The 14,034-nt window shown below is 40.9% G+C and carries 8 protein-coding genes; all 8 read right to left on the bottom strand.

The features are described 5' to 3' along the window. Positions 1 to 33: 33 nt before the first annotated feature. The 8 genes from DW182_RS02090 to DW182_RS02055 all read right to left on the bottom strand — a co-directional run bounded on the left by DW182_RS02090 (position 34) and on the right by DW182_RS02055 (position 14,021). On the bottom strand, positions 34 to 1,242 hold the full coding sequence (locus DW182_RS02090) for a glycoside hydrolase family 27 protein (protein WP_118294480.1): 1,209 nt from the start codon (positions 1,240 to 1,242) through the stop codon (positions 34 to 36). A 26-nt stretch (positions 1,243 to 1,268) separates the two neighbouring features. Further along, positions 1,269 to 2,348: a PHP domain-containing protein gene (locus DW182_RS02085; RefSeq protein ID WP_118294479.1), complete on the bottom strand. Its 1,080-nt coding sequence runs from the start codon at positions 2,346 to 2,348 to the stop codon at positions 1,269 to 1,271. Positions 2,349 to 2,370: 22 nt separating this feature from the next. Continuing rightward, a complete protein-coding gene (locus DW182_RS02080) occupies positions 2,371 to 4,365 on the bottom strand; it encodes an NPCBM/NEW2 domain-containing protein (RefSeq protein WP_118294478.1) in 1,995 nt (664 codons plus the stop codon). Positions 4,366 to 4,690: 325 nt separating this feature from the next. Then, positions 4,691 to 5,833: a glycan-binding surface protein gene (locus tag DW182_RS02075; protein WP_118294477.1), complete on the bottom strand. Its 1,143-nt coding sequence runs from the start codon at positions 5,831 to 5,833 to the stop codon at positions 4,691 to 4,693. A gap of 31 nt (positions 5,834 to 5,864) precedes the next feature. Further along, the gene (locus tag DW182_RS02070; protein WP_118294476.1) at positions 5,865 to 7,592 is read right to left on the bottom strand and encodes a RagB/SusD family nutrient uptake outer membrane protein; all 1,728 of its coding nucleotides are present in this window, start codon (positions 7,590 to 7,592) and stop codon (positions 5,865 to 5,867) included. 12 nt (positions 7,593 to 7,604) lie between these two features. Continuing rightward, positions 7,605 to 10,856 (bottom strand): TonB-dependent receptor, encoded by a 3,252-nt coding sequence (locus DW182_RS02065; protein WP_118294475.1) that lies wholly within the window; start codon positions 10,854 to 10,856, stop codon positions 7,605 to 7,607. Positions 10,857 to 10,908: 52 nt separating this feature from the next. Further along, positions 10,909 to 12,459: a DUF4434 domain-containing protein gene (locus tag DW182_RS02060; protein ID WP_118294474.1), complete on the bottom strand. Its 1,551-nt coding sequence runs from the start codon at positions 12,457 to 12,459 to the stop codon at positions 10,909 to 10,911. Positions 12,460 to 12,473: 14 nt separating this feature from the next. Then, the gene (locus DW182_RS02055) at positions 12,474 to 14,021 is read right to left on the bottom strand and encodes an ADP-ribosylglycohydrolase family protein (protein WP_118294473.1); all 1,548 of its coding nucleotides are present in this window, start codon (positions 14,019 to 14,021) and stop codon (positions 12,474 to 12,476) included. Positions 14,022 to 14,034 lie beyond the last annotated feature (13 nt).

Raw genomic sequence — 14,034 nt, 5'->3', positions numbered from 1 at the left:
TTTAAAGTAAAATCAATCAATTTATATCTATATTCATTTTTCATTTTTAGGAGCCAACTTTACCAATACAACGCCATGTGCAGGAACCTTGAAGCTTAAATTATCGCTGGAAGTTCCAAGATATTTATTCTTGTTCCAGATATCGTATACATCATATTCCAATTCCCAGAGTCTGATATCTGCAAAGTGAAGGTGAGATTTGTCTTTTCCAAACTTATACTCAAATGTCCATGGTTGCTCATCACGATTGAAAAAGCATACAGCAGCTTCTCCATTAGACAACTGTTTTACCCAGATTTCATGTTGTTCTATTTTCATGTAACGACGTCCTTGTATACCCAACTTATCCTGATTCACAGCTATCACGTCTTTATTCATCAGAATAGCCTGTGTTTCTTTATCCATGGTCCGCAAATCATTCCCAGCCAACAGTGGAGCCGCCAACATACACCACATGGTAAAATGTGAACGATTCTCTTCGGGGGTGAGTACTCCATTACCTACTTGCAGCATATCAGGATCATTCCAATGTCCCGGACCGGCATAAGGATATAAGTCTGCATTCTTATCAATAATATCCACTACACTACATCCTCCCCAGTGTACCGTACCTTTAAAAGCATTGATAATATCCCCCGTAGTTCTCCACAAATGTCCTACTCCTTTTGCCCATGTCCACGGTTTGCTACTTCCCCACTCACAAATAGAGAATACGATGGGACGGCCGCTGGCTTTCAAAGCATCACGCATAGTACGATAAGCTCCCTGAGGACTTTGAGCCTCATCAAAACACCAGTCATACTTCAGGAAATCCACTCCCCACTCAGCATAGGTACGGGCATCCTGAAACTGATAGCCACGACTTCCAGGACGTCCGGCACAAGTCAATGATCCTGCACAAGAATAAATACCAAACTTCAATCCTTTGGAATGTATATAATCTGCCAATGCCTTTATGCCGGAAGGAAAACGTACTGAATCAACCACAATATTCCCATCCGCATCGCGACCCACTTGCCAGCAGTCATCAACGTTTACATAGGTATAGCCTGCATCTCTCATACCATTCGCAACAATCAGATCTGCCATATCCCGTATCTGCTGTTCATTGACATCGCAACTAAAACAGTTCCAGCTATTCCATCCCATAGGAGGAGTCAAGGCCAGTGAATCGGCACCATCAGCACAAACAATAATGAACGTACACACAAGAAACAAAAAACACAAAATCCTTTTCTTCATAATATTCCGATTTTCATTAAAATACACTATTTCAAAGATGCCACATTAATCACCAACTGACTATTATCCGTAATATAAGTATTAGTAAACTTTATTTTGTCGTTTAAACGAACCTTAAATTCAACTGTAGCATTTCCTAAAATAGTACCCGCTTTATTATCCAGTAAGATTTCAAAGTTCAGTGTCGATTTATTCACTACTTTAACTAATGCCTGATTACCATTCACTTCCTTCACCTCATATGCCAGGCAAGCCTTTACCAAAGCAGTCAGATTCTTTTCAGCTCCAATCAGAATATCCCCAAATTTCACCACAGAGCGTCCGGCAAATAATGCTTCTTTCACCCCTTCATGGGAACGTTCCTTGGCGAAGATTATAGTCATCGGACCATATTGCTTATCAGTACGATAGGTCTGTTTATATACACCATGAATATCAGTATTACCCATATACGTCAGGTTATATTCCTTACAATAGTTGAAAGCTTTCGGATAATACTCAAAGCCATTCACCAACTCCACACCATGTATTTTCTTCTGCTTAATCAGGTCTTTATGAACCTTATAAATAGTACTCGTGTCATTCGGCCATCCGGGATGATTCCACATGATGAAAGCACCTTGTTCCAAAGCATTATCAATTGCTACCAACGGATCTTCTACATCCAAAGCATTTGCATCCTTCAAAAAAAGAGCATTGATATGTCCCAATGGCTTGGAACGGGTTATTTCAGCACCCGATATCACGACCAGATTAGAACTCTCCTCTACTGTCTTCGCCCGTCTATAAGACTCATTATGGTCAGCCGTAATGAATTTGTTCGGACGATATTCAATGTGATCCGTTATAGCAATCACATCCAGTCCACGAATAGCGCCCTCCCATACCCGATTTTCCGGCTTCACATCTCCATCTGAAAAAATGGTATGAGTATGAAAATCACACTTCAAAGCTTTATAACCGTCTACATCAGGGATATAGACATATTCTCCCGAATAAGGCTGTTGTGCCTCCGGAACCTTCACTACATCCAGGCCCTGCAGTTGTGCAGAGACCTGGAAAGTGAAAGCCGATAAAAAAGCTAAGGATAGATATAACTTTTTCATGCTTTTGTTATTTTGCAGATTTTTACTTCGCCGGAGTAATCTTCACGAAAGTAACCCCATGATAAGGTACTTTTGTCTGGAAACTACCATTAACTTCTCCCAGATCTTTCTGTCTCCACAAATCGCGAACCATTGCTTTACCATCAATACCGAGCTGTTTCAAATCAAAATTAAAGTCATACTCACGCATTTGCATAGCTTCAGCATCATCCTGATCCCAAAGGATAAAGTAAGGATCTACATGAAAGAAACCTACTGCATAGGAACCATCATGCAACTTCTTAGACCAGATTTGTCCATTCTCTACTATCCTTTTCTTAGCAGGAGCCACCATCGGGTCCTGGCTAACAGAGATCACTTCATTATTAGTGAGCAGATTCAGCGTAAAATCATCAATATTCGCCATATCACAACCTATCAGCAAAGGAGCAGAAAGAAGACACCATAAAGAAATATGAGAATATTGTTCATCTGCGGTCAGGTAAGAATCATGCACTTTAGTACCCCAGGCTTGTCCCAATCTGCCAACTACCAACATATCAGGATCACTATTCCGTCCCGGAGCTGTAGATTCAGCACACACATCCTGAAAAGTACCGATAGCTGTTACCACATTCCATTCATCCGTAATATCACGAGTAGTACGCCATTGATTACCACCGGCTTCCACAGCCCAATTCCATACGTTGGGAGCTCCGTAACCTACACAATAAACGATGTCACGATTTACTTTATCCAATGCTTTACGCATTACGATATACGGTTCCTGAATTGTTTTTTCTTCAGAATCCTTTTCTATTTCCAAATAACCGCAATAGTCATATTTCAGGTAATCTACACCCCAACCGGCCCAGGTTTTAGCATCAATTTCTTCATGCTGATAACTACCTAAGTGACCACCACAAGTAGTAGCACCCGGAGAGGAATAAATACCGAATTTCAGACCCAAGCCATGAATATAGTCTGTCAATTCTTTAAAGCTGGGGAATTTTTCATTAGGAAGAAGTTCACCTTGTTTAGTGCGTTCCGCAGCTTCCCATCCATCATCAATATTCACGTATTCCCAACCGTAAGAGTGCAGTTTTTCATTCATCATACGGGCAGCATCACGTACTTTTTTATCGTTTACAGAAAGTCCCCAGCAATTCCAGCTATTCCAACCCATTGAAGGGGTTAAAGCAATCTCATCACCGATTTTGATTGTCACTTCTTTCACTGCTGTACCTTTATCATTGGTAGCCTTCAATTGTACCTTGTATTCACCTTTCGTTGTAGCTTTACCTGTGATATGTCCATTAGCCGGATTCAATTTCACACCTTCGGGAAGTCCCGTAGCTTCAAACGTCATCGGACGATTACCAGTAGCCATTATCGACCACAAGAACGGATTTCCCGGACGTGCACCAAAAACTAACGGGTTATTAATGACCGGTGTCTCAGGAGCCGGCGGTGTCAGGATATACTTTTCCTTGTCAACCGGTTTAGCCCATGCAGGAATCGGTTTTACATCTCCACGGGTAATGATCTTCACGTTCAACCAGTCTGCATGGTCGTACATGATACCATCTCCACACTCTTCTACCAATAGCAAAACTTTGTCGATCCCTTTCAGATTCACATTGAATTCCTTTACAGGATCTCCTTTCTTCATGACACCACTCTTCCAGAGTTCTTTCTTGTCACCGAGAATCTTGAATTGAAGTTTACCGGCAAACAAGTTCTTGTCGTCAGCACCAGCCAAACCGGAAATTGATACTGCTTTACCACCAAGATCGTATAGCAAACGACTAATGGAATGGGAACCAAGTCCACGTTCATAAACCACTCCATTCACCGTAAGCGGTGTATGCACTACAGAACGATTAATTTCTACCATTCCCCAATCCTGAACATAGCAAGAGTCTTGTCCGAATTCGTCTAACCAGACTTCTTTAGTAGGTCCGTTGTCACAAGACTGTAAACTCCAGGCTCCTATCAACATCACGGCTAAGAATGCCGCGCACTTTTTCATCTTCATGTTTTTCTCAATTCTAATAAATTACATTTCAAAATATGGTTCATCCGACAAAGATGTAGTTTATCTATGATTCTATTTATCAAGACATTGCATTTACCGACATTTTCATATCGATGTAAAAGCATTTACTGCCGCATGTAACGGCCTTTACCCCTTATTGTAACGCTCTTTACCTCAGTATGTAACGGCCTTTACTTCGGCATGTAAATGGAGTTACCGTGTAGGGTAAACAGAATATCAAAACCACCTAAACCGGATGAACCTAAAACGATTTTCACTTCTGGATATACTATACTCCTGGGAAGATTATAGCATTCAGTCGGCATCAATCACCTTTTTTATAGATACGGATATTGTCAAAAGCAAAATTGCGGGCAATATTCTGATCTATCTCAAGACGCATATTGAAGCTGGTATAAGATCCCGGGTAATTATCCGGATAATCGGTGGACTGAATAACAGTAAACGGCAATGTAATAGTTTCCCAACGATTAAAGTTCTGGACATTGAAATCCGTTGCAACCCAATCGCAGGTTGGAGCTGCCCAATAAAGATAATTACAGAACTTAATCTTATCCTGTACAAACTGATTAGCTGTACGGAACTCACATTTCACTACATAGTTTTTGCTGCTTTCAAGCCCCAGCATATCAGCAGTATAAGCAATGCCGCCTCTCTCTGCAATATACCACCAACCGGAATATTCAGATTTATCATCAATGCGCAAGAAGTTACCGCTCAAACGTTGAGGATCTTTCTCATCAGTAACCACATTGGCCATACTGGTGGGTAGGAATTCATCAAAGTCCATTATTATAAATTCACGGTCATAGTAACGTCCCGGACATGTAGCTTCCACATCCCATTTTGTACCTTTCACCTTTACCTTGATGTTTTTATCAACTGTCTTAGGCACTTGGGCAGTCAGGTAGTTATTACCACTGCTGATTACCTTCGAAATTTTACCATTAAAATCGACTACTGCATTGAGAGAATCTATCTCATAGAGTTCAAAGAAGTCGCCATAAATCATAATGGTATCACCCGGGCTGGTATATTCATTAAACATACGGTCCAGACGGAGTTTTGGCGCATTGGCCTTAAAGGGGATTTCCTGACGACCTGTAGAATTATAAATATAAATATTGTTGGTCTCTTCTTTAGGTAATTTCACTGGAATTTTCAGGAACAGAATATCACTTTCCGTATATACTTCCAGCATATCCAATGCTACATCATTAATCAAAATCGAATCAATATTGCGTACATCGAGCCCTGTGCCATGTATTGCAATAAAATCGCCCATAGCTGCCTCCGTAATCGGAGTATTCATATCATCAAGGGTGGTCACATTGGTAAGCTGTATAGGCATTGGATTATAGTCATCATCCGAACAAGCCGTAAATGACAAACCCAATAACAGCGCTCCACCCAAACATATATTTCTGAAGTTCATTATATTTTTCATTGCATTATCTATTAGTTATTAATAAATAAAATTACCACCCTGGATTATTCCTGTCGATATAAGGATTCGTATTGACAACATCGGGCGGGAACGGTAATAACAAATGCTTCTCTTCACGACGTTTTACAATCTCATTTTCATCCACAGTACCGATGGCATTCATTACTTGCAGATAAATACCCCAACGAAGCAAATCATAGCGGCGGATACCTTCGGCTGCAAACTCTTTGGCACGTTCTTCAAGAACGAATGAACGGAACGACTCTTTTGTAAACGGATTCTTCTCATGACGTTTGCTTACCAATGTACTGTTATTACGCTTGTTCAGCATTTCCATTTTAGCAAAAGCATCCGTTGTAGGACCATTCAACTCATTTTCTGCTTCACAATAAATGAGAATGAGATCGGCGTAACGCAAATACGGCCAGTTCCAGTCTGTACGGTTACCATTATTATCAGCAGTTATAGCTGTAAATTTTTCAAGTTTGGCACCATACTCATGGGCACCGTTTCGTACAACATCCGTAGTTTCGTACTTATATGGACATCCTTCGTATGGAGGTAAGCCCTGACGTACTTTTACACTATCGCGTTCGGGGTAGAAATACCACTCCATTTTTTCATAAGTTTTATTCCAGTTATACGGAACACGGTGTTTTACTCCCCAAGTGATACGCTCATCATCCCAGTCGTCAAAAGTCTGCAACCAATGGTCTCTTTGAACGTAGTAACCGGAAGTCCATTCGCCATTGTATGCCGGATCGGGCCATCCGTAATAATCCTTACTAACATAGTTGTAATAATCGTCGCCCTGTCCAACCATTGTCTGCAAGCAAAAAAGCAACTCAGGTCCATTCTTATAAGCCGGACTCCACAATTCTTTCTGGCTACTTGCCAATGAAACCTCGCCACTATTAATTACTTCTCCGGCCTTTTCTTTTGCCAGACGATAATATTCCTGAGAATCAAACTCTTCATACCCGGCTACTACATTCTTGCTGTGAGTAATGGCTACAGGCATCAAACGGGAGGTTGTTCCATCAGGATTTACTTTACTTCCCGGACCACCTTTTACTGTAACTTGTCCGCTCTTCATAGAAGCTGAACCAATAGTAGCATACACCTTAGCCAACAAAGCCTTGGCAGTGGCACGGCATACGTGACCTTTCTTAAATGCCTCATCGGTGCGCGGAAGCAGCAATGCTTCGGCTTCTTTCAGTGTTTCAATAATATGCTCATACACTTCTTTTACAGAAGACCGCGGCAATTCGGTAGAATTACCCTCTGCAATGGAATATGTATACAAAGGTATAGGACCAAAGAACTGAACTAACTGGAACTGAGACCATGCCTTCAGGAAACGGAGCTCACCTAATGCATTATTCTTTTCTTTTTCAGTAACGCCTGTTATCTTCTGTACTAAGTAATAGTGATAATTGGCTCTGTGGATAGTAGTACAATAATATTGATAGAAGTTTTTTGTCGAGTTTTTATCATAAAAGTTACCGGCACCTTCATCACCAAAAGCCCAGCTCGGCCCTGTTTGATAATCACAATCGAAGTTCACCACACTATGATAATTACCCCATGTGAAAGGCCAATGCAAAGTATGATAAGCACCTGCCACCAACTGATCATACGAACCTTCGGCAGCAACATCTTCACCTGCAACAAAGGTAAATGTTTCCTCTTCCAAGTCACATGAAGTGGTCAGAAACAAACCTGCAGCGCATAAACTTAATATTTTTAACAGTTTCATATTCTTACTTTTTTAGAATGCTAATTGAATACCTAAGTTAAATGTACGGGCACTCGGATATGATGACATATCCACACCTCTACGAGTCGGGTCACTACCGAACGCGTTTACATCCGGGTCATACCATTCATAACCGGAAATAGTAAACAGGTTAGTTATACTTGCTACGATGTTAATGGACTCTACAAATTTCACCGGATGAGCCCAATTATAGCTTAAACTAATATTCTTACAGCGCAGATAAGAACCATCTACAATATAACGGTCGGAAGCTTTCATAGCACGGGTAAAGGTGCCATCGGCACGCGGCCATTTAGCTGCAGCTCTGTTTTCCGGTGTCCAACGGTTATTGAATACGAAATAAGGCATATTACCCGAACCTACCGCTACATCAAACTGCTTCAAGTTCACATTCAAAATATCATTTCCTTGTGTACCTTGCAGGAAGAAGCTGAATGTCCATTTCTTCCAGTTCAATGTACTGGTAATACCATATTGATAATCGGGATTCGTATCACCAATAATCGTCTTATCACGATCATCGATTACCGGATCGTCATCCAGATTCTTATACTTCACCTGCCCAACCATAGATTTTACTTTAGAAGGAGTTGCATCTCTGTAATACGGATCAGCACGTACTTCAGCCTCATTATCATAGAATCCATCTTCCACATATCCGTACAAAGTACCAATAGGATGACCATTTCTTCTCAGGAACATACTTTCAATACCCCAAGCTACATCAGAGAACTGATCGGCATTCAAACCACCAATTTCATTACGGTTGAAAGAGATATTGGCATCTAATGTCCACATCCAGTCGCGGGTTTTCACCGGAATGACATGTGCTGTTATTTCAAGACCTTTATTGGTTACATTGCCATAATTACAAGCTATTTGATTGAAACCAGAACTCATATCAATATAACGATACTGTAATAAGTCCGTTGTTTTCTTGTAATACAAATCAACAACCAGATTTACACGATTATTGAAGAAAGCTGCATCCAAACCAAGGTTAAACTGATTCGTTGTCTCCCACTTCAAATTAGCGGCAGCAGGTCCTCCCCAACGATCTTCACCGGCACCAGGATTCATCGTTCCATCGAACGGATAATTCTGGGCTTCGAAGCGAGAACGGGTTGCATAGGCACTAATACCCTGGTTACCAGTCTGACCGGCACTGAAACGCAATTTCAGGTTATCAAAGAAATTAAGATTCTTAATAAATGCCTCATCAGACATACGCCATGCAATAGCACCGGAATAGAAGTTAGACCAGCGATTCAGAGGATTGAAACGGCTGGAACCATCACGACGGAACGATGCCGTGAATAAATAACGGTCCAGCAAATTGTAATTGGCACGAGCCAGATAAGACATCAACTGTGAACGCCATCTGCCGCTTCCGATTTCTTTCTCACCCACTGCCGCATTCATGTCGTTATCCTCCGTTATGTCATTCGGGAAGTTCTTGGCAAGCATGTATTTGCTTCTTCCCATCGACTTTTCATAAGTCATACCGGCAACAACATTGAAAGCATGTACACCAAACTTCTTTTCAAAAGTAAGCAAAGACTCTAAAGTAAAACCTTCGTATGCATTATCATCTTTTCTTCCATAACCATTGGTAGGATTTTGTCCTGAACCGGTGTAGCGATTGTAATATTGGCTACGTTCGTTATAGGTATAACCATAACCGACGTTCTGACGGAACTTCAGCCAATCCACAAATGTTATTTCGCCAAAACCAGAAGCATAAATACCATAAGTGTCAAGCACATTCTTCTCTGTATGAGCACTCAGATATGGATTTGCCAAACCAGAAGCAAAGTCTTCTGAGAATTTAGAGTCTGCATCCGGGTCAAACACCGGACGAGTCGGATTAAATGCGATTGCGGACTCAATCACACCATAGTTTTCCGTATTGGTACGTGCCAGACGATTCTCAGATTTCGTGAAAGTCAGGTTACTGCCTATCTCCACATAATCATTGATTTTACGATTATTATTTGCACGGACATTGTAGCGCTTATAATAAGAGTTCACAATAACACCCTGCTGATCAAGATAACCGCCAGAATACATATAAGATCCTTTCTGGTCACCACCGGAAATATTCAAACTATACTCCTGACTAAACGCATCACGGAAAATTTCCTTCTGCCAGTTAGTGCCATAGAACAAATTCCCATCTTCACGCAAGTCAAAACCATTACGGAAATCATCAGGACTAGGCAGATATTTTCTCTCAAGAATGATCTCTTCACCAGTCACAGGATCGGTACCCTTCTTAATTGACCAATGGCCGGGTATAGGATAAGGAAGGCTTTCATCGGCAACATAATTCTTGCCATCATACATATAACCGAAAATAGTACATTCGTTCTTGAACTGTGCATAATCGCCCGCACTTAAAACATCAATCAGTTTTACAGGTTTGGACATGCTGAAATTAGCACTGAACTGAACTCTTGCCTTACCCTGAGCACCACTCTTAGTCGTAATAATAACCACACCATTAGCAGCACGCGAACCATAGATAGCTGTGGCAGAAGCATCCTTCAATACCTGAATAGACTCTATATCCTGCGGGCTAATTAAGCTCAGAGGGTTATTATTGGATTTCGTTCCGAAGTCAGTCGAGGGAGCTTCACCTGCCGTGAAAGGCACGCCGTCCAAAATATACAATGGTTCTGTATTGGTAGTAAATGAATTGGCACCACGTATCTGGATAGTTACACCCGCACCAGGAGCACCATCAGCTTGTGAAACTTGTACACCTGCCATTTTACCCTGCAAACCTTGATTAATACTCGTCGGATTCGTTTTCAGTAAATCATCACTTTTCAAAGAAGAGATTGATCCCGTAAGATCCTTTTTAGGCACACTACCGTAACCGATAACCACTGTTTCTTCCAACATGTGGCTATCTTCCTGTAATGTAACATTTACAGTAGCTTTACCTTTCACTGCTACTTCCTGAGTTTTGTAACCCACAAAAGAAAAAACTAAAGTAGCATTACTGGAAGCATTTACCGAGTAACGTCCGTTTACATCTGTAATAGCTCCCGTCGTTGCATTTTTCACACGAACTGTAACCCCAATCACAGGTTCACCCGAATCATCGGTTACAATGCCCGTAATTTTAGACGTTTGAAGCATTTCTGTAGTTTCAGCCTTCAAACCATTCGGAACTAACATTAGTGCCATTAAAAGCACACCAATAATTCCATTCATCGATTTGTGCAATCTTTTCATAGACTCATTTTTGGATTAATTAAATTAAACTTTATCACTCTCTGTTTAGTTGTTATTTGATAGTAGGATTAATAAATAATTCATCCATATATACTTTCTGAGAAGCATCAAAAGCAACCTTTATATACCTTGCATTTTCATTCAACTTTTCAAATAATATCCCGTCTATCCAAGCATCATGCTTATTATTCGGAAAATATGGGGCATCTTTGATAGAAGCCAGACTATAAGTTTCTCCATCTTCCGAAGTATATACATAGACTTTCAGCGGGGTATTGATTCCTTCCGGATTATAGTTCAATGTACGCACCATGATATTCTTGACCGGAGTTTTCTTTTGCAAATCCACCACTATTTCATGGTGTCCCTGGTCAAACTTCACCCAACGGTTGTCCTCACTGTTCTCTTCAGCTACTTTGCCATCCAGCAGGGCTTGCATATCCGATTTACTAATCATGTCAGGAGTAGCTGTATTCATCAGTTTTTCCAATAGAGTTGCTTCAAACATTTTCCAGTAAGCATCGCCGTTTCTCCACGCTATATATTTGTTGCATATATCATTAGACCAAACCGGTTGCCCCAACTGATAAGGAGATTTCGGATCTTCAATGATGCCACCAAACATGAACGAAATAATGCGGTCTACCCCTGCTGCAGATGCAGCTACCTGCTGAGACAGTAAACGAGAATAGGCAGCCGGAATCAAAGCGGACTGACGGTCATTCGTACCTTCTTCCCACGTAAATGTTTCGCAATTTGCCCACATCTCAATATTCAATCGATTGTGAATATCACGCATTCTTTGCCAGTTCTTTTTCAAACGGGGAAGTGTGAACTTATCACGCACGCAACCCACTTCGTCCTGATAAGCTATAATATCGACCTTCAATTTTGCCATCTGTTTCTCAAAATCCGGATTATCAAACTCCGACAAACCAATTCCATAAGGAGATATCAAAGTTTTCTTGCCTGGCGTCAGAGTTTGTGCCTTTTCAGCCAATGTATTAACCGATTGTACGGCATGTTCGGCAAAAATCGGACAGATACAATCTTCTACTGGCAAATACCAACCATAAAAAGCCTTATGATTTTTGTAAAGAGAGGTCAATTCTTCCATAATCTGTAACTGACGTTCTTTGATTGCCGGATCCAGCAGATTATCATCCTGATCTTTTGCCCAACCGGTACTCATAAATACTTTTACGTTATGTTTTGCTGCTTCATCAAGGATAGCATCTACAGGACTTTTCATGCCCTTATCATACAGCCAAGGCATGATTTTAGAAGGATAATATGCCTTACCTTCATTAGCTACCTCCATGAATACCAAATATTCAATGTCCATAGCCGCTAATTCACGAACCTTAGCCGCCCACAACTTCGGGTCTGTATTATCAAAGTTTTGAGGATTGGTATATTTATTACGCACATCTTTATATGCCAGATTGATCCATGTGCCGGTAATAGGCTTTACACCTGTGACTGGTTTTCCAGTTTTTTCTTGCTTACCGGAAGTGTCATTAGCAGCACATGCAGTTACTGCCGGCATCGCAACCAGCATTGCCAATAGGCCAAATAGTATTACTCGAATGTTCTGTCTCATTGTTTCTATATTTATTAATTAAAATTCTGCTTATCTGAATAGATTACTGCTTCACCTAAATAAATGTGTGCATCTTTATGAGGATTCAACCATTTAAAACTGATCTCATGTTTTGCATTTTGCAGCTGATATCTATGGAAAAGATCTACCCTTCTATCATCAATGGAAGATGCTTTGGCAACCGGCAGATTTGCCGTTTCAATCATATTACCGTCAATACACATTTCAACCTGAGCCACATAGTTTTCATCTGTACATTTCACATATCCTTTCAAAACGAAACCTATACCATCAAAAACAAAGCCGGTATTATCCTGTAAAGTAGTATTGACAGCCAATTTATCCACCGGATAATGGCCTTCAAATGCTTTTTCATATTTTACAGCAACAGGTTTTTGAACTTTAATAGTCACCTGCCCATTATCTACTTTACCACCTTCTCTTTCTATTACCTGCAAAGCATGTTTCAAGCCCAGTTCCGATAGTTTATTAAGAGATACATCTGTATAGGCAAAAGGTATGTCTTCTATTTCACAAAGACTCTCTTTCCAATTCTCCGGAATATTAGAATATCCTATCATCGTACCCAAAATACCGGCAGCTGTAGCTGCATTGCAATCCGAATCCTGTCCGCAACGGGCAGCTATGTCAATTGTGGAAAAGAAATCTTTCTGTCCATACAATAATCCCATTATGACATAGGCACTGTTAATCTTTGCATCAATATCAAACGGAGCAAAAACACCGTCAGGGCAACCGACCTCTGATGTCCACCTTTTCTGGCACTCGAACCAGGTTTGTTTCCAGTCATTCGGATACTGCTTATACCAGTCTATCACATCTTTCATGCAACGGTAGAAATCACTCTGTTCGGGAATTGTTTTCAGCGCCTCCGAAACAACAACTTCCACATCATCGGAAACAAAAGCCATAGAATACAACGCACCAACATATACGCCTCCGTACCAACCATCACCGTAAGTGAAGATATGTCCTACTCTATCAGATATTTCAGAAGCAGTATTGGGCATACCCGGTGCCATCAAACCTGCGAAATCTGCTTCAATCTGATAATCTATATCGTCAGCATGGGGATTATTCAACCAATGACCGGACATAGGCGGCATAATACCTTGTTTGATATTATACTTGGCAACCTGGTTGGCATGCCATAATGGAAAACCTGCATTAGCAAAGCTGATTGCAAACGAATCAGCCGGAGCTTCCAGACCTAAACGTTCGAACACATTAACGAAGATGATGTCTACATACAAATCATCATATAAACCGGGAAAAGTATCAAAGTAGAACTTGACTCTGTCCTTGGACCATTTTATAGGGGTATAGTCTTGAATCATTGTACCGTTGTGCAGAAACTCCACGGGTCCACCATAGGTACAACCAATGGTCTTAGCCGCCCAGCCACCTCTTATTTTATCAGCCAATTCATCCTGCGTCATCGTTACCTCAGACGGAACTGTTGTTTGGAAGGAAGAGGAAGTACATCCTACACACCACACAACAACTATAAAAACATAAACAATAAAGGCTATATTCTTCATGGTTCTTTACATT

Source organism: Bacteroides sp. AM16-24 (genome assembly GCF_003471885.1).
GTDB lineage: Bacteria > Bacteroidota > Bacteroidia > Bacteroidales > Bacteroidaceae > Bacteroides.
Note: the sequence above shows the minus strand (reverse complement) of the source record. Positions and strands in the feature narration are given on the sequence as shown.